The 24,915-nt window shown below is 67.6% G+C and carries 23 protein-coding genes; 15 read left to right on the forward strand and 8 right to left on the reverse strand.

The genetic code is table 11. The features are described 5' to 3' along the window. Positions 1-21: 21 nt before the first annotated feature. From AB839_RS10085 to AB839_RS10095, 3 genes are all read left to right on the forward strand, one after another. The gene (locus AB839_RS10085) at positions 22-1,410 is read left to right on the forward strand and encodes an FAD-binding oxidoreductase (RefSeq protein ID WP_061479255.1); all 1,389 of its coding nucleotides are present in this window, start codon (positions 22-24) and stop codon (positions 1,408-1,410) included. Positions 1,411-1,471: 61 nt separating this feature from the next. Next, on the forward strand, positions 1,472-1,771 hold the full coding sequence (locus AB839_RS10090; protein WP_049447145.1) for a DUF2388 domain-containing protein: 300 nt from the start codon (positions 1,472-1,474) through the stop codon (positions 1,769-1,771). A 145-nt stretch (positions 1,772-1,916) separates the two neighbouring features. After that, positions 1,917-3,680 (forward strand): DUF4105 domain-containing protein, encoded by a 1,764-nt coding sequence (locus AB839_RS10095; RefSeq protein WP_061479256.1) that lies wholly within the window; start codon positions 1,917-1,919, stop codon positions 3,678-3,680. Here the strand turns inward: AB839_RS10095 and AB839_RS10100 are convergent. Then, the gene (locus AB839_RS10100) at positions 3,658-4,734 is read right to left on the reverse strand and encodes an ATP-binding protein (RefSeq protein WP_061479257.1); all 1,077 of its coding nucleotides are present in this window, start codon (positions 4,732-4,734) and stop codon (positions 3,658-3,660) included. The two genes, AB839_RS10095 and AB839_RS10100, sit on opposite strands and share 23 nt — an antisense overlap. Next, the gene (locus AB839_RS10105; protein ID WP_005416361.1) at positions 4,734-5,450 is read right to left on the reverse strand and encodes a response regulator; all 717 of its coding nucleotides are present in this window, start codon (positions 5,448-5,450) and stop codon (positions 4,734-4,736) included. Before AB839_RS10105 ends, AB839_RS10100 begins: the two co-directional genes overlap by 1 nt. Positions 5,451-5,579: 129 nt before the next feature. Between AB839_RS10105 and AB839_RS10110 the strand changes: the two genes are divergently transcribed. The 4 genes from AB839_RS10110 to AB839_RS10125 all read left to right on the forward strand — a co-directional run bounded on the left by AB839_RS10110 (position 5,580) and on the right by AB839_RS10125 (position 11,063). Continuing rightward, a complete protein-coding gene (locus tag AB839_RS10110) occupies positions 5,580-6,728 on the forward strand; it encodes an efflux RND transporter periplasmic adaptor subunit (protein ID WP_061479258.1) in 1,149 nt (382 codons plus the stop codon). Between the two features lie 36 nt (positions 6,729-6,764). Further along, positions 6,765-9,914, forward strand: coding sequence for a multidrug efflux RND transporter permease subunit (locus tag AB839_RS10115; RefSeq protein ID WP_061479259.1), 3,150 nt, complete (start codon positions 6,765-6,767; stop codon positions 9,912-9,914). Next, positions 9,895-10,287 (forward strand): nuclear transport factor 2 family protein, encoded by a 393-nt coding sequence (locus tag AB839_RS10120; protein ID WP_061479260.1) that lies wholly within the window; start codon positions 9,895-9,897, stop codon positions 10,285-10,287. Before AB839_RS10115 ends, AB839_RS10120 begins: the two co-directional genes overlap by 20 nt. A gap of 83 nt (positions 10,288-10,370) precedes the next feature. Further along, on the forward strand, positions 10,371-11,063 hold the full coding sequence (locus tag AB839_RS10125) for an MliC family protein (RefSeq protein WP_061479261.1): 693 nt from the start codon (positions 10,371-10,373) through the stop codon (positions 11,061-11,063). A gap of 164 nt (positions 11,064-11,227) precedes the next feature. On the opposite strand, the gene yeiP is transcribed toward AB839_RS10125, so the two are convergent. The 5 genes from yeiP to AB839_RS10150 form a co-directional block, all read right to left on the reverse strand. Next, a complete protein-coding gene (yeiP, locus tag AB839_RS10130; protein ID WP_005409468.1) occupies positions 11,228-11,794 on the reverse strand; it encodes an elongation factor P-like protein YeiP in 567 nt (188 codons plus the stop codon). 49 nt (positions 11,795-11,843) lie between these two features. Beyond that, positions 11,844-12,614 (reverse strand): SDR family oxidoreductase, encoded by a 771-nt coding sequence (locus AB839_RS10135; protein ID WP_061479262.1) that lies wholly within the window; start codon positions 12,612-12,614, stop codon positions 11,844-11,846. 100 nt (positions 12,615-12,714) lie between these two features. Next, positions 12,715-13,611 carry a hydroxymethylglutaryl-CoA lyase gene (locus AB839_RS10140; protein ID WP_061479263.1) on the reverse strand — a complete coding sequence of 299 codons (897 nt, stop codon included), beginning with the start codon at positions 13,609-13,611 and terminating at the stop codon, positions 12,715-12,717. Further along, the gene (locus tag AB839_RS10145; protein WP_061479264.1) at positions 13,608-14,009 is read right to left on the reverse strand and encodes a VOC family protein; all 402 of its coding nucleotides are present in this window, start codon (positions 14,007-14,009) and stop codon (positions 13,608-13,610) included. Before AB839_RS10145 ends, AB839_RS10140 begins: the two co-directional genes overlap by 4 nt. Positions 14,010-14,011: 2 nt before the next feature. After that, complete coding sequence (locus AB839_RS10150) at positions 14,012-14,800, reverse strand: enoyl-CoA hydratase/isomerase family protein (RefSeq protein ID WP_061479265.1); 789 nt, start codon at positions 14,798-14,800, stop codon at positions 14,012-14,014. Positions 14,801-14,919: 119 nt separating this feature from the next. On the opposite strand from AB839_RS10150, the gene AB839_RS10155 reads away from it, so the two are divergent. From AB839_RS10155 to AB839_RS10165, 3 genes are read left to right on the forward strand one after another with little or no spacing between them, the layout of a single operon-like run. Next, entirely contained in the window at positions 14,920-15,174 is a 255-nt protein-coding gene (locus AB839_RS10155) for a FeoA family protein (protein ID WP_049464336.1), read from the forward strand. Next, positions 15,171-17,036: a ferrous iron transporter B gene (locus tag AB839_RS10160; RefSeq protein WP_061479266.1), complete on the forward strand. Its 1,866-nt coding sequence runs from the start codon at positions 15,171-15,173 to the stop codon at positions 17,034-17,036. The genes AB839_RS10155 and AB839_RS10160 overlap by 4 nt, the downstream gene beginning before the upstream one ends. Next, the gene (locus AB839_RS10165; RefSeq protein ID WP_061479267.1) at positions 17,036-17,281 is read left to right on the forward strand and encodes a DUF6587 family protein; all 246 of its coding nucleotides are present in this window, start codon (positions 17,036-17,038) and stop codon (positions 17,279-17,281) included. Before AB839_RS10160 ends, AB839_RS10165 begins: the two co-directional genes overlap by 1 nt. A 67-nt stretch (positions 17,282-17,348) precedes the next feature. Here the strand turns inward: AB839_RS10165 and AB839_RS10170 are convergent, their stop codons facing one another. Beyond that, entirely contained in the window at positions 17,349-17,810 is a 462-nt protein-coding gene (locus tag AB839_RS10170; protein ID WP_061479268.1) for a DUF4304 domain-containing protein, read from the reverse strand. A gap of 191 nt (positions 17,811-18,001) precedes the next feature. On the opposite strand from AB839_RS10170, the gene AB839_RS10175 reads away from it, so the two are divergent. From AB839_RS10175 to AB839_RS10195, 5 genes are all read left to right on the forward strand, one after another. Further along, on the forward strand, positions 18,002-18,682 hold the full coding sequence (locus AB839_RS10175; RefSeq protein ID WP_061479269.1) for a dihydrodipicolinate reductase C-terminal domain-containing protein: 681 nt from the start codon (positions 18,002-18,004) through the stop codon (positions 18,680-18,682). Between the two features lie 289 nt (positions 18,683-18,971). Next, positions 18,972-20,099, forward strand: a complete 1,128-nt coding sequence (gene carA / locus AB839_RS10180) for a glutamine-hydrolyzing carbamoyl-phosphate synthase small subunit (protein ID WP_061479270.1) — start codon at positions 18,972-18,974, stop codon at positions 20,097-20,099. A 149-nt stretch (positions 20,100-20,248) separates the two neighbouring features. After that, positions 20,249-23,491: a carbamoyl-phosphate synthase large subunit gene (gene carB, locus AB839_RS10185; RefSeq protein WP_061479271.1), complete on the forward strand. Its 3,243-nt coding sequence runs from the start codon at positions 20,249-20,251 to the stop codon at positions 23,489-23,491. Continuing rightward, a complete protein-coding gene (gene greA / locus AB839_RS10190) occupies positions 23,488-23,964 on the forward strand; it encodes a transcription elongation factor GreA (protein ID WP_005409483.1) in 477 nt (158 codons plus the stop codon). The genes carB and greA overlap by 4 nt, the downstream gene beginning before the upstream one ends. 4 nt (positions 23,965-23,968) lie before the next feature. Next, complete coding sequence (locus AB839_RS10195) at positions 23,969-24,886, forward strand: hypothetical protein (RefSeq protein WP_061479272.1); 918 nt, start codon at positions 23,969-23,971, stop codon at positions 24,884-24,886. Positions 24,887-24,915 lie beyond the last annotated feature (29 nt).

Here is a 24,915-nt window from a genome sequence, read left to right on the forward strand (position 1 = left end):
CACGCCCCGCGCTGGACCGTCATGACCGATTCCCGCATTGCCTCGCTGCAGCAGGCCTGTCCCGGCCTGAAGCTGAAGACCGACCCGGCCGACCTGGAGCATTACGGGCGCGACTGGACCCGGCGCTGGACGCCGGCGCCGCTGGCGATCGCACTGCCGGCCACGGTCGAGGAGGTACAGGCGGTGATGCGCTGGAGTGCCGCCGAGGGCGTGGCGGTGGTGCCGTCGGGCGGCCGCACCGGCCTCTCGGGTGGCGCGGTGGCGGCCAACGGCGAGCTGGTGCTCAGCCTGGAGAGGATGAACAAGGCGCTGGACTACGACGCGGTCGATCGCACCCTGGTGGTGCAGGCCGGCATGCCGCTGGAGGCCGTGCACAACGCCGCGCTGGACCACGGCCTGATCTATCCGGTGGATTTCGCTGCACGCGGGTCGTGCACGATCGGCGGCAACATCGCCACCAATGCCGGCGGCATCCGTGTGATCCGCTACGGCAACACCCGCGAGTGGATTGCCGGGCTGAAGGTGGTCACCGCCAGTGGCGAACTGCTCGAGCTCAACAAGGGCCTGATCAAGAACTCTAGCGGCTATGACTTCCGCCAGCTGCTGATTGGTTCGGAAGGTACGTTGGGGGTGATCGTCGAGGCGACGGTGAAGCTGACCGATCCGCCGCCGGCCAGCAACGTGATGCTGCTGGCCGTACCCAGCTTCGAAGTGCTGATGCAGGTGTTCGCCGCGTTCCGCGCGCGCCTGCAACTGCAGGCCTTCGAGTTCTTCACCGACCGCGCGCTGGAACATGTGCTGGCGCACGGTGCGCAGGCGCCGTTCGACGAGGTGCACCCGTACTACGTGGTCACCGAGTTCGCCGCCAACGACGAGGCGCAGGAAGCGGCAGCGATGGCGGCCTTCGAAGACTGCATGGGCAACGGTTGGGTCAGCGACGGTGTGATCAGTGCCAGCGACGCCCAGGCCGCCCAGCTGTGGCGCCTGCGCGAAGGCATCACCGAATCGCTGGCGCGCTACAAACCCTACAAGAACGACGTCTCGGTACGGATCTCGGCGATGCCGGCGTTCCTGGCCGAGACCCAGGCGCTGATCGGGCAAGCCTACCCGCACTTCGACGTGGTCTGGTTCGGCCATATCGGCGACGGCAACCTGCACATCAACGTGCTCAAGCCCGACGACACCAGTGACGCCGATTTCGTGGCGCAGTGCGAGCACGTCACCAAGCTGCTGGCGCAGGTGCTGGCGCGTTTCGATGGCAGCATCTCGGCCGAGCATGGCATCGGCCTGGTCAAGAAGGGCTACCTGGACAGCACCCGCGGCCCGGCCGAAATCGCGCTGATGAAGGCGGTCAAACGCGCGTTCGATCCCCAAGCGCGGCTGAATCCCGGCAAGCTGTTCGACGCCTGAGCCGGGCAAATCCTTCACGCACCCGTTACGCTCCACGCATCCTTACAACCGGCTTCGAACGATGACCCGTCCGCTTCTGCTGCTCGCCCTGCTGTCCCTGCCGCTGGCCGGCTTCGCTTCCAGCTTTGCCGGCACCTCGGCCGGTTCGGCCACCGGTGCTTCCTCCGGCTCCTCGGGCAGCAGCTCGGGTGATGACAAGGTGGTGCTGGCGGCGCGCGACGATGCCGCTGCGTTCGTCGCCAGCGACGGCCAGATCCGTGGCGCCCGCCTGCAGGCCGCGCTGGTCCACCTGCGTGAGCAGAGTGCCGCCGCACAGCAGCAGAGCGACCTGGAACTGGCCCGCGCGTTGCTGGCGCGTTGATCCGGACTGCATGACCCCGGCGACATCGCGTTCTGTAGAGCCGAGCCATGCTCGGCTGAATGCCTGGCGCATGCGGATCGCAACAGTAGCCGAGCATGGCTCGGCTCGACAGAGGCTTGGTCGGTGGAACGCAGCCACGCATGGCGTGGCTCTACTGCTGATCGCCCACGTCGCGCACGCAGCCGATCGCCTGCAACTCGACTCGGCGGGGCTGAGCCCTGCACAGCAGCGGCTCGCCAGCCAGACCCTGGCCGACGTGCAGTCACTATTGCCGGACGGCCTGCTGGCTGCGTTGCCGGCGCAGGTACGGGTGCGCTGGACGGATGACCTGCCGGCCGATGTGCATGGCCGCACCTTCGCTGGCCATATCGCGTTGCGCCGGAGTCTGCTGGGCGACAGTGCGCCGGGCGCCCGTCGCGCACGCCGCAGCGCGCTGGTACACGAACTGACCCATGTTGCTGACCGTACGGGGGCGAACTGGTCACGCAGTGTGCGCTGGCGTGATCTGGCAGGATGGCAGCGCAAGCCCTGGCATCTGGGCCGTGGCGACAACGACTTCCGTGACCGCAGTCCCGATGCGTATGAACTGAAGGACCCGGCCGAGTACCTGGCAGTGAACGCCGAGCATTTCGTGCTCGACAGCGAGTTCGCCTGCCGGCGCCCGGCACTGGCGCAGTGGTACCAGGCCCATTTCGGAACGCCGCCATCGCTGCCGCAGTCGCACTGCGCGACCGCGTTGCCCTTGCTGCAGGCCGAATCGGAAGAGGGGGCGGCATCGCTGCTGCAGCTCGACCCCGCGCGTGTCTACGCCGTGGATTACCTGTTCGCCGAAGGCAGCGCACAGCCGATGAGCCGCTGGGGCCACAGCATGCTGCGATTGGTGATCTGCAGGCCCGGGCGCGCGCCGGGACCGGACTGCCGGCTGGATCTTGAATACCATCGCGTGCTGTCCTTCCGCGCGTTCGTGGGCGACGTACAGATATCCAACTGGCGCGGCTTGACCGGCGGCTACCCGTCGCGGCTGTTCGTGCTGCCGCTGCAGCAGGTGGTGGACGAGTACACCAAGGTCGAACTGCGCGGCCTGCAGTCGCTGCCATTGCGGCTGCAGCGCGATGAGATCGCCAGCCTGCTCGAGCGCACCGCCCAGGTGCACTGGAGCTATGACGGGCGCTATTACTTCGTCAGCAACAACTGTGCGGTGGAGACCGCCAAGCTGCTGCAGGCCGGAGTGCCGCGGCTGGGCGAGGCCGGGCTGGCCCAGCTGAGCCCGCGCGGCCTCAAGCGCCGGCTGGCGCGGCTGGGCATGCTCGACGAGCGGGTACTCACGGACCGCAACGCCGCGCAGTCACAGGGCTATTACTTCGCTTCCGCGCGCGACCACTACCAGCAGTTGTTCACAGTGGCGGCGACCCAGCTGAGCTTGCCCGCGCGCGATGTGCGCGGCTGGTTGAAGCTGCCGGCAGAACAACGGGCACCGTGGCTGCTGAAGGGCGACCTGCGCGCCAGTGCCGGCCTGCTGTTGCTGGAACAGGCCGCGCAGCGGCGTGCCGAGCTGCGGGCACGCGATGTGCTCAAGCGGCAGCTGCTGGCTGCTGCCAACAGCGCGGAAACCCGCAGCCTGCGCGGCCTGCTGGCGCAGAGTGGGCAGTGGTTGCGCCCGGGGACGCTGCTGCAGGACGGCGGCTATGGGTTGCCGCTGGGCGACGAGCAGGTACTGCTGTCTGCGGCCGTGGCCACTGCCAGTGCGCAGGCGGTACCGGCATGGCAGGCATTGCGTGTGCAGCTTCGCCAGCAGTTGCCGGCGCAGCAGCGTGAGGAAATGGATGCGATCGACGCCAATCTGGCCGCGCTGGGAGCACACCTGCGCACGCAGGCCGCTGGTCCGGCTACTGGCGCGGCAGTTCGATGACGAAACGGCTGCCGCCGCAGCTGCCGGCCGTGCAGCAGGCACGGCCACCATGTGCATCGGCGATGGCCTTGACCACCGCCAGGCCAAGCCCGCTGCCACCGCCCTGGCGCGAACGTGAGCCGTCGGCGCGCATGAACGGAGTGAAGATGTCGGCATGCAGTCCGGGATCGATGCCCGGGCCTTCATCCTCGATGGCCACCTGCACATGGCCCGGCGTGTCATGCACGGCGATCCGCACCTTGCCTGGGCTGGCATAGCGACGCGCGTTTTCCAGCAGCGCCAGCAGCGCCTGGCGCAGGCGCGTGGGATCACAGTGCGCGTTGTGTTCCTCGCGGCTGGTTTCCAGTTCCAGCACGAAGCCCGCAGCGCGGAACTGCGGGTCGACCAGCGTCATCACCGAATGCACCTCGGCCACCACGTCGGTGCGTGCGCGACGCACGTCCAGCCGCGCATTGTCGGACAGGCTCAGCACGCGCAGATCTTCGATCAGTCGCGACAGCCCTTCGACCTGGGCGAGCAGGCTGCGGAACTGCGACTCGTCCGGCTGGAACACGCCCTCAGCCAGTCCCTGCAGGCGGCCGCGCAGGATCGTCACCGGAGTACGCAGCTCATGTGCGATGGCCGCATGCCACATCGCGCGCTCGCTCTCCATGTGCTGCAGGCGGCGCGCCATCGCGTTGAAGTCCTCAACCAGCGTTGCCACTTCGCCCGGCGAATTCTCCTCGACGCTGGCGCGCGCCCCAAGGTCACCGCTGGCGAGCGCACGCACGCTGTCCACCAGCGAATTCAACGGCGACAGGATGCGGTGGGCGAGGCGGAACGAGGCGGCGATGGCCAGCGCCAGGCCGGTCAGGATCACGCCCACCATCCATGCCAGCTCCGGCCCGGTCGGCAGCCAGCTTTCCGGCTCTTCGGTACTTCCGGGGAAGAACTCGACCAGCACCGCGTACAGCAGCCACGACGACAGGATCATCATCACGATGACGCCGATCACCATCAGCGACATCGAGACGATGATGTGGCGGCTGAGCCCGGAACGGCGCAGTCGGGCCATCAGCGGTCAGCCATCAACCGGTAGCCGACGCCGCGCACACTGGCCGGAACATTGACCATGCCCACTTCGTCCAGCTTGCGGCGCAGCTTGCTGACATGGCTGTCGACAGTGCGCTCCAGCGCTTCGCTTTCCGGCAGGCATTCGTGCATCAGCTCGCTGCGGCTGAAGATGCGGGTCGGTGCCAGCGCCATGCAGTGCAGCAGCTTGAACTCGGTGAGCGTGAGCAGCACTTCGTGACTATAGCCTTCGCCCTCCACGTGCACGGCGTGGGTGGCCGAGTCGATCAGCAGCGGGCCGACGCGCAGCGCAGTGGGCGCGTCCACGCGCGAGGCGCGCAGCGTACGCCGCAGCACCGCGCGCACGCGCGCCGCCACCTCGGCCGGGTTGAACGGCTTGACCACGTAGTCGTCGGCACCCATGCGCAGCGCGGTCAGCTTGTCGAGGTCCTGGTCCAGCGCGGTCAGCATGATCACCGGCGTCTCACCACGCTGGCGCAGCTGGGTCAGCACGCTCCAGCCATCCAGGCGTGGCAGCTGTACATCGAGCAGGACCAGGTCGGGGCGGGCGCTGCGATGCAGGTCCAGTGCGCTATGGCCATCGGCCGCGCGCAGCGTGCGCAGTCCTTCGCGTTCCAGGTAGGCGCTGAGAATATCGGCGATCTCGGCCTCATCCTCGACGATCAGGACGAGGGCGGCGAGGGCGGGGGAGGCATGCATGCAGGGGCGGGGCCGTAAGGTGCTTGCCTCCATCGTATCTCCACAGTTCCTCCATCGAAACCCCATCATTGCCACGCACACTGCGCGCTTCAGAACCTATCCGCCGCCTGCGCGGCATTGTGCACAGCAATGAGAACCTTCAGGACACCGGTCGCGTTGATCGCGGCCCTCGCCCTGGCCATGACGGCCTGCTCCACCCCCGAAGCCACTCCCGAAGCCGCACCGCGTGTCAGCGTGGTCACCGTCGGCCCGCAGGTGGTGCAGCGTGACGACGAACTGCCCGGCCGCGTGGCCGCCGTGCGCACCGCGCAGATCCGTGCGCAGGTGGGCGGCATCGTGCAGCGCCGGCTGTTCGACCAGGGGGCCGAAGTGAGCGCCGGCCAGGCCCTGTTCCAGATCGACCCGGCCGCGTTCCGGGCCGATGTCGATTCGGCACTGGCTGCCCTGCAGCGCAGTGAGGCCGCGCTTGGTCGCAGCCGGGTGCAGTCGCAGCGCCTGCATGCGCTGGCCGCCGTGCAGGCGGTCAGCCAACAGCATCGCGACGACGCCAGTGCCGAGTACGAACAGGCCCGTGCCGCGGTGAACGAGGCGCGCGCGATCCTGGCCCGTCGCCAGCTCGACCTGCGCTATGCGACGGTCAGTGCGCCGATTGCCGGCCGTATCGACCAGGCGCTGGTGACCGAAGGTGCGCTGGTCGGCGTGGCCGATGCCGAGCCGATGGCGGTGGTGCAGCAGATCGACCAGGTCTATGTCGATGTGCGCCAACCGGCGGCGCAGCTGGAGTCGCTGCAGCGCAGTGCTGCCGGTGGCGGCGAGCTGCCGGTGACGATCATCGGTGCGGCCGGCAAGCCGCTGTCCGAGCGTGGCCAGCTGCTGTTCTCCGGCATCAATGTCGATGCGCGTACCGGTGATGTGATCCTGCGCATCCTGGTCGACAACCCGCAGCGGCAGCTGCTGCCCGGCATGTACGTGCGCGCGAGGGTGCCACGTGGCGCGCCCGCCAGTGCATTGACCGTGCCACAGCAGGCGGTGCTGCGCAGCGCCGGTGGCCAGGCCTATGCCTGGGTGATCGGCGCCGACGGCAAGGCGGTGATCCGCACGCTGGAAGTGGACGGCAGTGTCGATCACCAGTGGCTGGTGCGCACGGGCCTGAAGGCCGGCGAGAAGGTGGTGGTCGAAGGCCAGGAGCGCCTGCAGGAAGGCGTGGTGGTCGATGCGCGCGACTGGCAGCTGCCGGTCGCCAGCGCCGGTGCAGTGCAGGCCGGCAGCAAGGGCTGAGCCTTTCCGGGGCCGGTCCCTCCAGGGAAATCCAACATGGCACGTTTCTTCATCGATCGCCCGGTGTTCGCCTGGGTGCTGGCGATCTTCATCATCCTGGCCGGCGTGCTGGCGATCCCGCGGCTGGCGGTGGAGCGCTATCCAGCAGTCGCCCCGCCCAGCGTCAGCATCTATGCCAGCTACCCGGGTGCCAGCCCGCAGACGCTGAATGACGCCGTGGTTGGCCTGATCGAGCGCGAGCTGTCCAGCGTCAAGCACCTGCTGTACTTCGAGTCGTCGGTGGACACGTCCGGCGAAGCGTCAATCACTGCCACCTTCAAGCCCGGCACCAATCCGGAGCTGGCGCAGGTGGACGTGCAGAACCGGATCAAGGCGATCGAACCGCGGCTGCCGCGCAGCGTGCGCCAGAACGGCCTGGCCGTGGAGGCCGCTGATTCCGGCTTCCTGATGCTGGTCGGCCTGCGTTCGCCCGATGCCAGCGTCAGCGAGGCCGCGCTGGGCGATTTCATGGCGCGCAACATCATCGAAGAGCTGCGCCGTATCGATGGCGTCGGCCGCGTGCAGTTGTTCGGTGCCGAGCAGGCGATGCGCGTGTGGCTGGACCCGACCCGGTTGACCGGCTACGGCTTGACCATGGGCGATGTGGCCGCCGCCATCGAGCAGCAGAACCTGGAGATTTCGCCAGGACGCATTGGTGATTCGCCGGGTGTTCCAGGCCAGCGCATCACCGTGCCGCTCAGTGCCGACGGCCAGTTGTCCACGCCGGAACAGTTCGCGGCGATCGTACTGCGTGCCGGCGCCGACGGTTCACGGGTGGTGCTGGGTGATGTCGCCCGCGTTGAGCTGGGCGCGCAGAGCTATGCCTGGGGCACCCGCGAGGACGGCCATCCAGCCACCGCCGCCGGCGTGCAGCTGCGCCCGGGCGCGAACGCGGTGCGTACCGCCGCGGCGGTGCGTGAGCGCATGGCTGAGCTGGCGCCGCTGCTGCCACGCGGGGTGGAAGCGAGCATCCCGTTCGACACCGCGCCGTTCGTGAAGATCTCGATCCAGAAGGTAGTGCAGACCCTGCTGGAGGCGATGCTGCTGGTGTTCGCGGTGATGTACCTGTTCCTGCAGAACTGGCGTTACACGCTGATCCCGGCGCTGGTCGCACCGATCGCGCTGCTGGGTACGTTCGCGGTGATGCTGGCGCTGGGCTTCTCGATCAACGTGCTGACCATGTTCGGCATGGTGCTGGCCATCGGCATCATTGTCGACGACGCGATCGTGGTGGTCGAGGGCGTGGAACGGATCATGGCCGAGGAGGGCCTGCCGCCGCGCGAGGCCACCATCAAGGCGATGCGTGAACTGACCGGCGCAGTGATCGGCATTACCCTGGTGCTGACCGCGGTGTTCATCCCGATGGCGTTCGCCAGCGGTTCGGTGGGCGCGATCTACCGTCAGTTCACCGTGGCGATGGCGGTGTCGATCCTGTTCTCGGCGCTGCTGGCCCTGAGCCTGACGCCGGCGCTGTGCGCGACCCTGCTGCGCCAGGCCAACCACGGCCATCACGGTCGCGGCGGGCTGTTCGTCGCCTTCAACCGGGGCTTCGAGCGGATGACCGGGCGTTACCAGCGTGGTGTGGCGACGGTGCTGCAGCGGAGCGGGCGGGTGATGGGCGTGTTCGCCGCGCTGGTGGCGGCGTTGCTGCTGGGCCTGCACTGGCTGCCGGGTGCATTCCTGCCGGAAGAAGACCAGGGCTATTTCATGACCTCGATCCAGCTGCCGGCCGAGGCGACGGCCGAGCGTACGCTGGCCGTTGTCGAAGCCTACGAACGGCACGTGGCCTCGCGTCCGGGCATCGGCTCCAACCAGTCGATCCTCGGCTACAGCTTTTCCGGTTCCGGCCCGAGTGCGGCGCTGACCTACACCATGCTGAAGGACTGGGGTGAGCGCGCAGGCGCAACCGCGGCCGGTGAGGTGGAGGCCGCACAGCAGGCGATGGCCACGGTTGCCGAGGGCGAGGTGATGAGCGTGATGCCGCCGGCCATCGACAGCCTGGGTCGTTCCTCCGGCTTCTCGCTGGCCCTGCAGGCGCGTACCGGGCAGGGCCAGGCCGAACTGCGCGCAGCCCTGCAGCAGCTGCTGAAGCTGGCCGAAGCCAGCCCGCTGCTGTCGGAGGTGCATGCCGATGGCCTGCCGGCCGGCACCAGCGTGCGGCTGGAGATCGACCGCGCCAAGGCCGAGGCGATGGGCGTGGGCTTCGAGCACATCAGCAGCACGCTGTCGGCGGCCATGGGCTCGCAGTACGTCAACGACTTCCCCAACAAGGGACGGCTGCAGCAGGTGATCCTGCAGGCCGATGCGCCGCACCGGATGGAGCTGGAGGACGTGCTGAAGCTGTACGTGCGCAACAGCGAGGGCGGCATGGTGGCGTTGTCCGAGCTGGTCACCCCGCACTGGACCGAAGCGCCGTTGCAGCTGCAACGCTATCTTGGCTTCCCGGCGCTGAACCTGTCCGGCGCCCCGGCCTCCGGCGTGTCGACCGGTCAGGCCATGGCGGAGATGGAGCGGCTGGCCGAAAAACTCCCGCCCGGCTTCGCCCTGCAGTGGACCAGCCAGTCGCTGCAGGAGCGTGAGTCGGGGGCGCAGGCGCCGTGGCTGCTGTTGTTGTCGATGCTGGTGGTGTTCCTGGTGCTTGCCGCGCTGTACGAGAGCTGGTCGATTCCGTTGGCGGTACTGCTGGTGGTGCCACTGGGCCTGCTTGGCGCGGTCGCCGCGGTGCTGTTGCGCGGCATGCCCAACGACGTGTTCTTCAAGGTCGGCATGATCACCGTGATCGGGCTGTCGGCGAAGAACGCGATCCTCATCGTCGAATTCGCGCGCCAGCTGCAGCAGCAGGGGCGCGGTCTGGTTGAAGCAGCGCTGGAGGCGGCGCGGCTGCGCCTGCGCCCGATCGTGATGACCTCGCTGGCGTTCGCGCTGGGCGTGGTGCCGCTGATGCTGGCGCAGGGCGCGTCGAAGGAAACCCAGCAGGCGATTGGAACCGGTGTGTTCGGCGGCATGGTCAGTGCGACCGTGCTGGCGGTGTTCTTCGTGCCGGTCTTCTATGTAGTGGTGCAGGGCGCGCGGCAGTGGATCGCGCAGCGCCTGCGCAGGCGCCGGCCGATGCCGGGAGGAACCGTGGATGGAACGGAACATCGTTGAAGATCTGCATGAGCAGCAGTTGCTGGCGCTGGAACAGCGCCTGTGCGCAGCGCTGCTGGAGAACAATCACGATGCGTTGAACGCGCTGGTATCTCCGGCCCTGTTCCTGATGGACGGCCACGGTGGCCGCATGCTCGATCTGCCGTGGCTGGGCGATTGGTTGGCAGGAGACCTGCAGGTACGAAGCCTGCAGCTGCACGCGGTGGAAACGCTGCTGTGTGGCCGTCTGGCGTTGCTGTCCAGCGACGTGCGGATGTCGGTGTGGCGGCAGGGCCGGGAGCGCGAACTGAAGCTGCGCCTGTTGCGGGTCTGGACCTGCAGTTCCGGCGGCAGTGGCGCGCAGCTGCTGTCGATGGCGGTGCTGGCCGCATGAGTGCGGTCAGGCCGTTTTCAGGCCCCGCTCACCCCGAGGTGGTAGGGTCGAGCATTCCTGTAGTGTCGACAAGGAGTCGAGCCATGCGTGTAGTACCCAGTCTGTTGGCAGCCTCCCTGGGGTTGGTCCTGGCCGCGTGCCAGCCGGCCCAGGCACCCGCGGCGGGCAGCAATGACGCCTCGCCCGCCACGCCGCAGCCGAGCGCCAACACGGAAGGCGGCAGCGAGACCGCCTACCAGTGTGGTGATCTGAGTGTGGGCGCGACCTTCAATGGCGAGGATGCTGCCACGCTGGTGATCGGCGAGCGTCGCTTCGCCATGACCTCCGAGCGCGCGGCATCCGGCGCCAAGTACAGCGATGGCCTTGGCAACAGCTTCTGGACCAAGGGCAGCGATGATGGCCTGCTTAGCCTGAAGGGCGAGCCGGATCGCGAGTGCCATGCGGTGGAAGCCACCGAAGGCGATGGCAGCGCCGGCAATGCCGCGTTCCGTGCCACCGGCAATGAACCTGGATGGCTTGCAGTCGTCGATGGCGATATGCCGGGCCTGCAGGTGGAAGTTGACTATGGCGAGCGCCGCTTTGACGTGGCCAAGCCCACCCAGGGCGCTGATGGATGGAGCGGGAAGGCGTCCGACGGCACCGACGTCAAGCTCAGCTTCCAGCGCACTACCTGCCAGGACGACATGAGTGGGGAGGCGTTCGAGGCGAAAGTGATGTTGACCGTCGGTACCCGCCAGTACCACGGCTGCGGCAATTTCGGCGCGAAGCGGCCGTAAGCCCTCTGTAGAGCCGAGCCCACGCTCGGCTGCGTTGTGCTCTGCACAGGCACAGCAGCCGAGCGCGGGCTCGGCTCTACACAACTGCTGTCAGCGATGCGCTGCTTGCTGCCTGCGGCGAACTTGCCGCAGGCAGTGATCGGCAGGCGATCGGCGCAGGATGCTTAGTCGGCACGGCCGGCGAATTCGCCGGTGGCGGTGTTCACCAGCACGCGCTCGCCGTTGACGATGTACTCCGGCACCATGATCTCGATGCCGGTGTTGAGCTTGGCCGGCTTCGGGCGCTTGGTGGCGGTGCCACCCTTCAGTTCCGGCGGCGTCTCGATCACTTCCAGCACCACGGAGGCCGGCAGCTGGATCGCCACCGGCTGCTCGTCGATCACCTGCACGTAGATGCCGGTCAGGCCGTCGGTGATGTAACCGGCGTCATCGCCGATCACGTCCGCATCCAGGGTGTACGGGGTGTAGTCCTCGTCATCGAGGAACACGAAGGCATCGCCGTCCTTGTACGAATAGGTGGACTGGCGGCGCAGCAGTTCGACCTCGACCAGGTTGTCGTCGGCATCGAAGCTGGCATCGAGCTTGTTGCCGCCCGGCACGCTGTACATGATGAAGCGGAAGCGGACGTTGCCGCCGCGACCCTGCGGCGAGCTGCGCTCGATGTCGCGGATCTGGTACACGCCGTTGTTGTACTCGACGACGTTGCCCTTCTTGATGTCGTTGGCTTTCATGGTGATCTAGGTCGTTGGGGGAGGGCGCCGTCCCGGCGCCCGTGGGGAATCACTTCGGAGCGAGGCGGGTAGCGCCGTCCAGGCGGATGGTCTCGCCGTTGAGGTAGGTGTTTCCGAGGATGAAGCCGACCAGGCTGGCGAAGTCTTCCGGCTTGCCCAGGCGCGACGGGAACGGAATCGAGGCGGCCAGCGACTGCTGCACGGCTTCGGGCATGCCGTCCACCATCGGCGTCCAGAACACGCCGGGAGCAATCGTATTGACGCGGATGCCGAAGCGCGACAGTTCGCGTGCCATCGGCAGCGTCATCGACACCACGCCGCCCTTGCTGGCGGCATACGCGGCCTGGCCGATCTGGCCTTCATAGGCGGCAATGCTGGCGGTGTTGATGATCACCCCGCGCTCGCCATCGATGCCGGCCTCGTTGTGCTGCATGCGGTTGGCGGCGGCCTTGGCGACATTGAAGCTGCCGACCAGATTGACCATCACCGTGCCCTGGAAGCCGGCCAGCGGCATCGGGCCGTCCTTGCCCAGCACGCGGCCGGCGCCGAGGATGCCGGCGCAGTTCATTGCCACGTTCAGGCCGCCGAGGAAATCGTGGGCCAGGTCGATGGCCGCAGCCACGGCGGCCTCATCGCTGACGTTGACGTTGAAATAGCGGGCGTTGTCGGCACCCAGCCCGGCAACGGCGGTCGCACCCTTGTCGTCGTTGAGATCGAACAGGGCCACCTTGCCGCCCTGGGCGACGAGGTGCTGGGCCACGGCCAGGCCGAGGCCGGAGACGCCACCAGTGATCACGGCACGTACGGAAGACAGCTGCATTGAACGGTCCTGCAGGTTCGAGAACCGCCGATTCTAACGGAAGCTGCGACCGTCGCTGTTGTGCACTGCGCCGCCGCAGCAGGGCGGCGCAGTGCGGCGGTCAACCTGCGGCGGCCAGCGCCTGCCCGGTGCGGCTGGCGGTGGCGCGACCGAGCAGGCCTGCCAGCCAGCGGCCGGTCTCGGCCAGTGCCGGCAGGTCCACGCCGCTGTCCAGGCCCAGGCCCTGCAGCAGGTAGACCACGTCTTCGCTGGCCACATTGCCGCTGGCGCCCTTCGCATACGGGCAGCCACCGGCGCCGGAGACGGCACTGTCGACCACGCGCACGCCTTCTTCCAGGCAGGTGGCGATGTTGGCGATGGCCTGGCCGTAGGTGTCGTGGAAGTGCACGGCCAATGCGTCCATCGGAATCTCGGCCGCCACCGCCTGCAGCATCGCCCGTGCCTTGCGCGGGGTGCCGACGCCGATGGTGTCGCCCAGCGAGATTTCGTAACAGCCCATCTGGTGCAGCGCGCGCGCCACGCGCACCACGTCGGCCAGCGGCACCTCGCCCTGGTAGGGGCAGCCGAGCACGGTGGAGACGTAGCCGCGCACGCGCACGCCATCGGCGGCGGCGCGGCGCAGGATGGGCTCGAACCGGGCGAGCGACTCGTCGATGCCGGCATTGGTATTGGTGCGGTTGAACGCCTCGGACGCGGCAGTGAACACCGCCACCTCCTCGACGCCGACCGCACGGGCGCGGTCGTAGCCCTGTTCGTTCGGTACCAGCACCGGGTAGTGGACACCCGGCCTGCGCTGGATGCCGGCATAGACCTCGGCGGCGTCGGCCAGTTGCGGGATCCACTTCGGGCTGACGAAGCTGGTCGCCTCGATGCTGCGCAGGCCGGTGGCCGACAGGCGGTTGATCAGTTCGATCTTGTCGGCGGTGGACACCGACTGCTTTTCGTTCTGCAGGCCGTCACGCGGACCGACCTCGACGATGCGGACGTAATCGCTCATGCGGCTGCCCCATCGGCGGGGCGGTGGCAGACCGCTTCGATGTTGTTGCCGTCCGGGTCGAGCACGAAGGCCGCGTAGTAATCCGGGTGATACCACGGGCGCAGGCCCGGCGCGCCGTTGTCGCGGCCGCCGGCGGCGAGCGCGGCGGCATGGAAGGCATCCACCTGCGCACGGCTGGCGCAGGCGAAGGCCACGTGTACGCCGTGACTGGCGGTGCCGCCATTGCCGAGCCAGAAGAACGGCTTGCCGTCGCTGCCGAAGCCGACGTGGTCGTGGTCGCCGGTCTGTTCGGCGCTCACTTCCATCACCACGCCGATCTGCAGCGGCGCCAGTGCCTGCAGGAAGAAGGTCCTGCTGCGCGCCAGGTCGGCGCTGGTCAAACCAAGATGATCGAGCATGTTCAGGCTTCCGTGACCCAATGGGGGGCGCGCTTGTCGAGGAAGGCGCCCAGGCCTTCCTGGCCTTCGGCCGAGACCCGCAGGCGCGCGATCAGGGCCGCATTATCGCGATCCAGTGCGTCGCGGTCATGGCTGTCGCGGACCTGCCGCACCAGCTGCTTGGCGGTGGACGAGGCGATCGGGCCGGCCTTGTCGAGCAGGGCCAGCTGGCGTTCCAGCGCCTCGTCCAGGCGCTCGGGTTCGACCAGTTGATGGACCAGGCCGATGCGCAGCGCGGTGTCGGCATCGAAGTGCTCGCCGGTGGCGAACCAGCGACGGGCCTGGCGCGGGCCGATGGCCTCGATCACGTAGGGCGAGATGACGGCGGGCAGCAGGCCCAGGCGGCTTTCGGTCAGGCCGAAGCGGGCCGCAGTGCTGGCGATGGCAATGTCGCAGCAGGCAACCAGGCCGACGCCGCCACCGAAGGCCGCGCCGTGGACCCGGGCCAGGGTCGGCTTGGGTAGCTCGTCCAGGGTGCGCATCAGCCGCGCCAGGGCCAGCGAGTCCTCGCGGTTGTCGGCCTCGCTGGCGGCGGCCATGCCGCGCATCCACTGCATGTCGGCACCGGCCGAGAAGGAAGCGCCGTGACCGGCGACCACCACGGCCCGGACCGAATCATCGCCGCCGGCGGCTTCCAGTGCGGCAGTCAGCCGGGCGATCAGGCTGGCGTCAAAGGCGTTGTGCAGCTCTGGCCGGTTCAGCCAGAGGGTGAGGACAGCGCCACGGCGCTCGATCTGCAAAGCATCGTTCATGGGATTCCAGGGTCACTCCATACCTGTATGGATCATAGCGGGCCATTGGTCATGGGCCATGACGCGACGCGGGAATGTTAGAATCGAGAACCATTTACATCCAGCAGAGAACACGCTAGATGACGCTGTCCGAACTGCCGCTGCACACCTCGGCCGTGGTCGAGTCCGTGCAGGACCTGCATGCCAACGATGCCATTGCCCGTCGCCTGCGCGAGCTGGGTTTCGTGAATGGCGAGGAAGTACGCCTGGTGGCCAAGGGCCCGGTGGGGGGCGAGCCGCTGCTGGTGCAGGTCGGGTTCACCCGGTTCGCGCTGCGGATCAGTGAAGCCAAGCGCGTCGTGGTCGACGCCGTCAGTCAGGAACGACGCGCATGACCGCCACTGTCTCCGCCTCACCGCTGCGCATCGCGCTGGTCGGCAACCCCAACAGCGGCAAGACCGCGCTGTTCAACCAGCTGACCGGCAGCCGGCAGAAGGTCGCCAACTACACCGGCGTCACGGTAGAGCGCAAGGAAGGCCGCCTGCGTGCGCCGTCCGGCCGCGAATTCGCCGTGCTCGACCTGCCGGGTGCCTACAGCCTGCATCCGGCCAGCCTGGACGAGGCGATCACCCGTGACCTGTGCCGGGGCTTCTACCCGGGCGAAGCTGCGCCGGACGTGCTGCTGTGCGTGATCGACGCCACCAACCTGCGCCTGCACCTGCGCTTCGCGCTGGAACTGCGTGAGCTGGGCAAGCCGATGGTGGTCGCCCTGAACATGGTCGATGCGGCCCAGCGCCGTGGCATCCAGGTGGACGTGGCAGCGCTGGAGCGCGAGCTGGGCGTACCGGTGGTGGAGACCGTGGCGGTGCGCAAGCAGGGTGCCAAGGCCCTGGTCGAGCGCCTCGATGCGATGGTGCCGCACCTGGATGCGCCGGTGCCGGGCCCGGAAGGTGGCATCGACTACCACGCCAAGGTGCGCGAGATCCTGTCGGTCGCCGTGCGGATGCCGGCGCGGACCGCGAAGATCGACGACGCGCTGGACCGCTGGCTGCTGCACCCGGTGTTCGGGCTGATCAGCCTTGCGGTGGTGATGTTCCTGATCTTCCAGGCGGTCTATGCCTGGGCGACGCCGTTGATGGATGGCATCGAGGCTGGCTTCGCCTGGCTCGGTGCTCTCGTTGGCAGCGTGTTGCCGGAGGGGCCGCTGGCCAGCCTGCTGACCGACGGCATCATCGCCGGCGTCGGTGGCGTGGTGGTGTTCCTGCCGCAGATCCTGATCCTGTTCTTCTTCATCCTCGTGCTGGAGGAATCCGGCTACCTGCCGCGTGCGGCGTTCCTGCTCGACCGCACGATGGCCGCCGCCGGCCTGTCCGGCCGCTCGTTCATCCCGCTGCTGTCCAGCTTCGCCTGCGCGGTGCCGGGCATCATGTCCACGCGCAGCATCCAGGACCCGCGTGACCGCCTGGCCACCATCTTGGTCGCACCGCTGATGACCTGCTCGGCGCGCCTGCCGGTGTACGCCCTGCTGATCGGTGCGTTCATTCCGCAGAAGACGGTGTGGGGGGTATTCAACCAGCAGGGCCTGGTCCTGTTCGGCCTGTACGCCGCCGGCATCCTCAGTGCGCTGGCGATGTCGTGGATCATGAAGAAGTGGCGCCGCGACAAGAGCGAGCATCCGCTGATGCTGGAGCTGCCGTCGTACCGCCTGCCACATGTGCGTGACCTGGCGGTGGGCCTGTATGAGCGCGGCATGATCTTCCTCAAGCGTGTCGGTGGCATCATCCTGGCGCTGACCATCCTGCTGTGGGTGCTGCTGTCGTTCCCGGCGGCACCAGTGGATGCCACGATGCCGGCCATCGACTACAGCTACGCCGGCCGGATCGGCCATGCGATGGCGGTGTTCTTCGCACCGCTGGGCTTCAACTGGCAGATCTGCATCGCGCTGATTCCGGGCCTGGCCGCGCGTGAGGTGGCGGTGTCGTCGCTGGCCACCGTGTATGCGCTGTCGGCCGCCGATGACGATGCCGCCAGCCAGGCGCTGACCCCGCTGATCAGCGATGGCTGGTCGCTGGCCACGGCCCTGTCGCTGCTGGTCTGGTACATCTACGCCCCGATGTGCATCTCGACGCTGGCGACCATCAAGCGCGAGACCAACTCCTGGAAGCAGATGGGCTTTGCCGCGTTCTACCTGTTTGCCGCGGCTTACGTGGCCGCGCTGATCACCTATCAGGTGACCAAGGCGCTGGGAGGCGGCTGATGGAAACCGGGCTGCTGATCCAGTACCTGATCATCGCGGTGGCCGTGCTGGTCAGTGCCTGGGTGGTACTGAAGAAGCAGTTCCCGGGTACCGTGCGCACGCTGCGCGGGGCCTTGGCGCTGGCCCTGCTGAAGCCGGGTCGCGCGGCCTGGCTGCAGGCGCTGGGGCGGAAGATCGCGCCGCCGGCCAGCGGTGGTAACGGTGCCTGTGGGGGGTGCGACAGCTGCGGGCCGACCAAGAAGTAGCGTCCAGCCATGCTGGACCGCGGCTGTCCGGAGGGAGCGAACTTTCGACCCGCACGCTTTCCAGGGTTCAGACCTCTCTGCGGATGATCGCGCGGAAGTTCCCGTCCTGATTCAATCGCCGCACCGATTGGCGGTTTCCATGGGCTGCTGCGAAACCCGCCACGTCGGCCAGGGCATCGAGCAGCAGGGCCTTCAACGCGTCGCGGTTGCCGGCCTCCAGCAGATCTTCAAGGTCCTGCTGGATGAAGGTCCGGCGCAGGCCTGGCGTTTCTTCGATCCGCCAGTCGACATGGGGCGTGGGAATGCTGGAGCGGTACCGGAAAGCCGTTTCAAGATCGTCAGGCGCGAGGGGATACGCGAGCAGCTCTGGAAAGTAGAGTCCAGCATTCACATAGAAGCCCCGGCTTTCGCTGGCGCGCTGGTGATTAACGACAAGCAGGGCGGCATCCAGCAAGCGGTAGCGCGTGGTCGACGTCCCGGCATAACCGGTCTTCCTGGCGCATTTGCTGAAGACGGTCGAGGATTTCATGGGTTTTGCCCGGGCTGAGGGAAGGGCCACAGACTTGAAGGGGAGCGTTGCCGCGTCCAGTGGCAAACCCGTCACCGCAGGGGCAAGCAGCATCGCAGCGATGGCGCTTGCCGGAGCGGGCGTGCTGCCGCTAGCCTGCAGGCATGAACCAGACTCCCCTGCGATTGCTCATTCACGGTGCCTCCGGGCGCATGGGCCAAGCCCTGCTGCGGCTGGCCGCCGAACATTCCGAAACCCTGCAGATCGTGGCCGCCGTGACCGGTCGCGCGCCGGCCCAGCGCGTAATCGACGGTGTGCCGTTCTTCGCGGCCAGCGAACTGCCCGGTGCGCCGGTGTTCGACGTGGCCATTGACTTCAGCCTGCCGGAGGGCTTCGACCCGCTGCTGGCGCTGTGCGTCGATCGCGGGGCAGGGCTGGTGTCGGGTACCACCGGTATTTCCAGCACGCAGCGCCAGGCGTTGGATGCGGCAGCGGCGAAGATCCCGCTGGTATGGGCCTCGAACTTCAGCCTGGGCGTGGCGGTACTGGACGAACTGGTGGAGCGCGCGGCGCAGGCGCTGGCTGGCTGGGACTGCGACATCGTCGAATCGCACCACACCCAGAAGAAGGACGCGCCATCGGGCACTGCACTGACCCTGGGCGCGGCCGCGCAGCGGGGCGGGGCGGAGCCGCATTACGCCAGCCTGCGCGCCGGCGACATCGTCGGCGAGCACCTGGTGCAGTTCACCGGGCTGGGCGAGCGCATCGAGCTGGTACACCGGGCCACCAACCGCGACATCTTCGCCCGCGGCGCCCTGTTCGCCGCCCGCCAGCTGCAGGGCCGAGCCCCGGGCAGCTACCGGGTGCGCGATCTGCTGGACGGGCCGCGTTAACCGGTAGCGCCGGGCCGTGCCCGGCGTCGGTGTCGGTTCCGCCGGGCATGGCCCGGCGCTACCAGCGGGTGCCGCATACCCGGCCGGATCGAAATGAATGCGCAATCGCCTGTTCATGAGGCGCGATAACCGCTGGCGCGAGCGCCCCGGCAGCGCTACAATTCGCACTCGCCGAATCACGAAAGCCGGACCGGTCCCAGACCGTACGTCCGCGCTTTTTTGCAACCGGATTTCCGTGAAGCGCAGGCGTGACTTCGGCAGCCCCCTCGGTAGCCAAAGTGAGATTCCCGTGACCCAAGCCGCAATCCTCGTCCTCGAAGACGGCACCGTATTCGAGGGCGAATCCGTAGGCGCGCCCGGCCTGTCCGTCGGTGAAGTGGTGTTCAACACCGCCATGACCGGCTATCAGGAAGTGTTGACCGACCCGTCCTACGCCCGGCAGATGGTCACGCTGACCTATCCGCATATCGGCAACACCGGCATGACCGACCAGGACGATGAAGCGTCCAAGGTGTGGTCGGCCGGCCTGATCGTGCGAGACGTTCCGCGCCGTCCCAGCAACTGGCGCAGCCAGGTGTCGCTGCAGGACTGGCTGATCCAGCGTGGCGTGGTCGCCATCGCCGGCATCGACACCCGCAAGCTGACCCGCATCCTGCGCGAGAAGGGCGCGCAGAACGGTGCGCTGATGGCCGGCGACATCGACGTGGAAAAGGCACTGGAAGCCGCCCGCAAGTTCCCGGGGCTGAAGGGCATGGATCTGGCCAAGGTCGTCACTACCGAGAAGACCTACACCTGGACCGAGGGCCAGCTGGACCTGGATGCCAACGCCTTCGTCAGCGTGCCGGCCCGGTTCAAGGTCGTGGCCTACGACTTCGGCGTGAAGACCAACATCCTGCGCATGCTGGCCGAGCGCGGCTGCGAAGTGACCGTGGTGCCGGCGCAGACCCCGGCCGCCGAAGTGCTGGCACTGAAGCCGGACGGCGTGTTCCTGTCCAACGGCCCGGGTGACCCGGAACCGTGCGACTACGCCATCGAAGCGATCAGGACCTTCATCGACGTGAAGATCCCGACCTTCGGCATCTGTCTGGGCCACCAGCTGCTGGGCCTGGCCTCGGGCGCGCAGACCATGAAGATGGGCCACGGCCACCACGGTGCCAACCACCCGGTGCAGGACCTGGACAGCGGCCGGGTGATGATCACCTCGCAGAACCACGGTTTCGCGATCGACGAAGCAACCCTGCCGCCGACCCTGCGCGTGACCCACCGTTCGCTGTTCGACGGCACCAACCAGGGCGTCGCCCGCACCGACGTGCCGGCGTTCTCGTTCCAGGGCCACCCGGAAGCATCGCCGGGCCCGCACGACGTCGGTCCGCTGTTCGACCGTTTCGTGGCGCTGATGGAGCAGGCCAAGGCGTGATCAGTACGCCGCCGGCCCCCCGGTGGCGTCGCGATGGACCGTAAACCCCGCATCGCTGCTGCCACTGGCGCGGCGCTGCGGATCAAGATTCCTGATCGACAGCGTGCGATCACTCCACCTTGTCACGCTGTACTGACTTAGAGAAGAAAATGCCCAAGCGCACTGACCTCAAGACCATCCTCATCATCGGTGCTGGCCCGATCGTCATCGGCCAGGCCTGCGAGTTCGACTACTCCGGTGCCCAGGCCTGCAAGGCCCTGCGTGACGAGGGTTACCGCGTGGTGCTGGTCAACAGCAACCCGGCCACGATCATGACCGACCCGGAGATGGCCGACGCCGTCTACATCGAGCCGATCAACTGGCAGACGGTCGAGAAGATCATCGCCAAGGAAAAGCCCGATGCGCTGCTGCCGACCATGGGTGGCCAGACCGCGCTGAACTGCGCGCTGGACCTGGCCGACCACGGCGTGCTGGAGAAGTACAACGTCGAGCTGATCGGTGCCAAGCGCGAAGCGATCCGCATGGCCGAAGACCGCGAGCTGTTCCGCGTGGCCATGGGTGAGATCGGCCTGGAGTGCCCGACCGCCGCCGTCGCCCACACCCTGGACGAAGCGCTGGAAATCCAGACCCGCGTCGGCTATCCGACCATCATCCGCCCCAGCTTCACCCTGGGCGGCAGCGGTGGCGGCATCGCCTACAACCGCGAAGAGCTGGTCGAGATCGTCAGCCGCGGCCTGGAGCTGTCGCCGACCACCGAAGTGCTGGTGGAAGAGTCGGTGCTGGGCTGGAAGGAATTCGAGATGGAAGTGGTCCGCGATACCGCGGACAACTGCATCATCGTCTGCTCGATCGAGAACCTGGACCCGATGGGCGTGCACACCGGTGACTCGATCACCGTGGCGCCGGCGCAGACCCTGACCGACAAGGAGTACCAGCGCCTGCGCGATGCCTCCATCGCCGTGCTGCGCAAGATCGGCGTCGATACCGGTGGCTCGAACGTGCAGTTCGGCATCAACCCGAAGACCGGCCGCGTGGTCGTCATCGAGATGAACCCGCGCGTGTCGCGTTCGTCGGCGCTGGCTTCCAAGGCCACCGGCTTCCCGATCGCCAAGGTCGCCGCCAAGCTGGCCGTGGGCTACACCCTGGACGAACTGAAGAACGAAATCACCGGCGGCCTGACCCCGGCCTCGTTCGAGCCGTCCATCGACTACGTCGTCACCAAGATCCCGCGCTTCGCCTTCGAGAAGTTCCCGGCCGCCGATGCCCGCCTGACCACCCAGATGAAGTCGGTGGGCGAGGTGATGGCGATGGGCCGCACCTTCCAGGAGTCGGTGCAGAAGGCCCTGCGTGGCCTGGAAACCGGCAAGGTCGGCTTCGACCCGACCGGTCTGGACCTGGGCAACGAAGACGACCTGCAGACCCTGCGTCGCGAGCTGAAGGCGCCGGGCCCGGAGCGCCTGTTCTATGTGGCCGATGCGTTCCGCGCCGGCATGAGTGTGGAAGAGATCTACGCACTGTCATTCATCGATCACTGGTTCCTGGACCAGATCGAGGAAATCATCGCGGCGGAAGGCGAAGTCGCCGCCGGTGGCATCGATGCGCTGGATGCCGCACGCCTGCGCAAGCTGAAGCGCGCTGGCTTCTCCGACGCGCGCCTGGCGCAGCTGACCGGCACCAACGAAGCCGCCATCCGCGCGCTGCGTCGTGCGCACAAGGTGCGCCCGGTCTACAAGCGCGTGGACTCCTGTGCCGGTGAGTTCTCCACCGGCACCGCCTACCTGTACTCGACCTACGAGGACGAGTGCGAGGCCGCGCCGAGCAACCGCGACAAGATCATGATCCTGGGCGGTGGCCCGAACCGCATCGGCCAGGGCATCGAGTTCGACTACTGCTGCGTGCACGCGGCGCTGGCGCTGCGCGAGGATGGCTATGAAACCATCATGGTCAACTGCAACCCGGAAACCGTGTCGACCGACTACGACACCTCCGACCGCCTGTACTTCGAGCCGCTGACCCTGGAAGACGTGCTGGAGATCGTCGAACTGGAACAGCCGAAGGGCGTGATCGTGCAGTACGGCGGCCAGACCCCGCTGAAGCTGGCGCGCGCGCTGGAAGCCAACGGCGTGCCGGTGATCGGCACCAGCCCGGACTCGATCGACCTGGCCGAAGACCGCGAGCGCTTCCAGCAGCTGGTCGACAGGCTGGGGCTGAAGCAGCCGCCGAACCGCATCGCCCGCAATGATCAGGAAGCCCTGCTGCTGGCCCGCGAGATCGGCTACCCGCTGGTGGTGCGCCCGAGCTACGTGCTGGGCGGCCGTGCGATGGAAATCGTCTACGGCGAAGCCGACCTGGCCCGCTACGTGCGCGACGCGGTGAAGGTGTCCAACGATTCGCCGGTGCTGCTGGACCGCTTCCTCGACAACGCGGTGGAGTGCGACGTCGACATCATCGCCGACAAGGAGGGCAACGTCCTGATCGGTGGCGTGATGGAGCACATCGAAGAAGCCGGCGTGCACTCGGGCGATTCCTCGTGCTCGCTGCCGCCGTACTCGCTGTCGGCTGAAACCCAGGCCGAGCTGCGCCGCCAGGTGGTGGAGCTGGCCAAGGCCCTGAACGTGGTCGGCCTGATGAACACCCAGTTCGCGATCCAGACCAGCGACGAAGGTGCCGACACCATCTATCTGCTGGAAGTGAACCCGCGTGCCTCGCGCACCGTGCCGTTCGTGTCCAAGGCCACCGGCATGCCGCTGGCCAAGATCGCCGCCCGCTGCATGGCCGGCAAGACCTTGGCCGAGCAGGGTGCGACCAAGGAAATCGTGCCGGACTACTACTCGGTGAAGGAAGCGATCTTCCCGTTCGCCAAGTTCCAGGGCGTCGACCCGATCCTGGGGCCGGAGATGCGCTCCACCGGCGAGGTGATGGGCGTCGGCCGCAGCTTCAACGCCGCCTTTGCGCGTGCGCAGGAAGCCGGCGGCATCAAGGCGCCGCCGGTCGGCAAGGCCTTCGTTTCGGTGCGCGACCCGGACAAGAAGCGCGTGCTGCCGGTGGCCAAGGCACTGCTGGCGCGTGGCTACAGCCTGGTTGCCACCCGTGGCACCGCTGCGTGGCTGCAGCAGCACGGCATGGACTGCGAGATCATCAACAAGGTGGTCGAAGGCCGTCCGCACATCGTCGACTCGATCAAGAACGGCGAGATCGTCTACATCGTCAACACGACCGAAGGTCGTTCGGCGATCAACGACTCGTTCTCGATCCGTCGCGAGGCGCTGCAGCATCGCGTCACCTACTCGACCACCATTGCCGGCGCCAAGGCGCTGGTGGATTCACTGGAATTCCGCGGCACCGGCCCCGTCTGGTCGCTGCAGGAGCTGCACAAGGAGTTGAATGCATGAGAGCCCCGATCACGATGAAGGGCGCGCAGAAGCTGCGCGACGAACTGGATCACCTGAAGTCGGTCAAGCGCCCGAAGGTCATTGCGGCCATCGCCGAAGCGCGTGAGCACGGTGACCTGAAGGAGAATGCCGAGTACCACGCCGCGCGCGAGGAACAGGGCTTCATCGAAGGCCGCATCAAGCAGCTGGAGGGCGAGCTGTCGCACGCCGAAATCATCGACGTGAGCAAGCTCAATGCCGGCTCCAAGGTGGTGTTCGGCGCCAGCGTGACCCTGGCCGACGTGGAAACCGACGAAGAGAAGAAGTATCAGATCGTCGGTGACCTGGAGGCGGACATCAAGCAGGGCCTGATCGCGATTTCCTCGCCGGTGGCGCGCGCGATGATCGGCAAGCTGGAAGGTGATTCGATCGTGATCGACGCCCCGGCCGGCCAACGCGAGTACGAGATCGTCAGCGTCAGCTACGTGGACTGACCACGTGGCGACGGCGACCCTGCTGTTGCCGGCACGCAGCCGCTTTGCCGCGGCTGCGCTGCCGGACGATGTGGCACGTGCGCTCGGCCGTGCCACCACGGTGCAGGTCGCGCCGGGCGAACGCGCGCAGCTGACACGCCATTTCTCGGTTGCCGCGCCGCACTGGCCGGTGGCCGCGTTGACCCGCCAGCGCGACGTCGGCGATGCCGCCGGCGCCAGCTGGCTGCGCGCCGATCCGGCCTGCATGGTGCCGGACATGCATGGCGCGCGGATGATGGCCTACGGCGAAACGCTGCGGCCGACGCTGGCCGATTGCCTGGCGTTGCTGCCGGTGTTGCAGCCGTTGTTCGCCGACGCCGGCTTTGTGCTTGACGCACCCGATCCTTCGCGCTGGTACCTGCGGCTGCCGATCGACAGCGAGCTGCCGGACTTCGACAGCCCCGACGAGGTGCTGGGTGATGACCTGTTCTCGCACCTGCCGGAAGGGCAGGGCGGCCGTCGATGGCGGGCGCTGATGACCGAGGCACAGGTGCTGCTGCACAACCATTCCTGGAACCAGCAGCGTGCCGCGCAGGGACAGCAGCCGATCAACTCGCTGTGGTTCTGGGGCGGTGGCGTGATGCCGGTGTCGGTCAGCACCCCGCACGCGCAGGTGCGCAGCCGCGACGCGCTGCTGCAGGGCCTGGCCCTGGCGGCTGGTGTGGCCGTGGACGGCGAGCAGGCGGTGGATGCACTGGTTGATCTGCGCCAGCTGCGCTCTTTGCAGCAGCTCGGCAATGATGCGATCCGGCCGCTGCTGGCCGCGCTCAAGCGTGGCGAACTGCAGCGGCTGGTGCTGGATTTCGAGGATGGCCTGCAGTTCCAGCTGGACCGTGGCCAGCGCTGGCAGTTCTGGAAGAAGCCGCGCCAGCTGCACGACTGATCGGGGTCGGATCCGTTTTCCATCGGAAA

The organism is Stenotrophomonas sp. DDT-1 (genome assembly GCF_001580555.1).
GTDB classification, from domain to species: domain Bacteria; phylum Pseudomonadota; class Gammaproteobacteria; order Xanthomonadales; family Xanthomonadaceae; genus Stenotrophomonas; species Stenotrophomonas sepilia.

Coding starts and splice junctions, on each gene's coding strand:
- AB839_RS10085 (WP_061479255.1), top strand. CDS start 22: ATGACCGATTCCCGCATTGCCTCGCTGCAGCAGGCCTGTCCCGGCCTG.
- AB839_RS10090 (WP_049447145.1), top strand. CDS start 1,472: ATGACCCGTCCGCTTCTGCTGCTCGCCCTGCTGTCCCTGCCGCTGGCC.
- AB839_RS10100 (WP_061479257.1), bottom strand. CDS start 4,734: ATGGCCCGACTGCGCCGTTCCGGGCTCAGCCGCCACATCATCGTCTCG.
- AB839_RS10105 (WP_005416361.1), bottom strand. CDS start 5,450: ATGCATGCCTCCCCCGCCCTCGCCGCCCTCGTCCTGATCGTCGAGGAT.
- AB839_RS10110 (WP_061479258.1), top strand. CDS start 5,580: ATGAGAACCTTCAGGACACCGGTCGCGTTGATCGCGGCCCTCGCCCTG.
- AB839_RS10115 (WP_061479259.1), top strand. CDS start 6,765: ATGGCACGTTTCTTCATCGATCGCCCGGTGTTCGCCTGGGTGCTGGCG.
- AB839_RS10120 (WP_061479260.1), top strand. CDS start 9,895: ATGGAACGGAACATCGTTGAAGATCTGCATGAGCAGCAGTTGCTGGCG.
- AB839_RS10125 (WP_061479261.1), top strand. CDS start 10,371: ATGCGTGTAGTACCCAGTCTGTTGGCAGCCTCCCTGGGGTTGGTCCTG.
- yeiP (WP_005409468.1), bottom strand. CDS start 11,794: ATGAAAGCCAACGACATCAAGAAGGGCAACGTCGTCGAGTACAACAAC.
- AB839_RS10135 (WP_061479262.1), bottom strand. CDS start 12,614: ATGCAGCTGTCTTCCGTACGTGCCGTGATCACTGGTGGCGTCTCCGGC.
- AB839_RS10140 (WP_061479263.1), bottom strand. CDS start 13,611: ATGAGCGATTACGTCCGCATCGTCGAGGTCGGTCCGCGTGACGGCCTG.
- AB839_RS10145 (WP_061479264.1), bottom strand. CDS start 14,009: ATGCTCGATCATCTTGGTTTGACCAGCGCCGACCTGGCGCGCAGCAGG.
- AB839_RS10150 (WP_061479265.1), bottom strand. CDS start 14,800: ATGAACGATGCTTTGCAGATCGAGCGCCGTGGCGCTGTCCTCACCCTC.
- AB839_RS10155 (WP_049464336.1), top strand. CDS start 14,920: ATGACGCTGTCCGAACTGCCGCTGCACACCTCGGCCGTGGTCGAGTCC.
- AB839_RS10160 (WP_061479266.1), top strand. CDS start 15,171: ATGACCGCCACTGTCTCCGCCTCACCGCTGCGCATCGCGCTGGTCGGC.
- AB839_RS10165 (WP_061479267.1), top strand. CDS start 17,036: ATGGAAACCGGGCTGCTGATCCAGTACCTGATCATCGCGGTGGCCGTG.
- AB839_RS10170 (WP_061479268.1), bottom strand. CDS start 17,810: ATGAAATCCTCGACCGTCTTCAGCAAATGCGCCAGGAAGACCGGTTAT.
- AB839_RS10175 (WP_061479269.1), top strand. CDS start 18,002: ATGGGCCAAGCCCTGCTGCGGCTGGCCGCCGAACATTCCGAAACCCTG.
- carB (WP_061479271.1), top strand. CDS start 20,249: ATGCCCAAGCGCACTGACCTCAAGACCATCCTCATCATCGGTGCTGGC.
- greA (WP_005409483.1), top strand. CDS start 23,488: ATGAGAGCCCCGATCACGATGAAGGGCGCGCAGAAGCTGCGCGACGAA.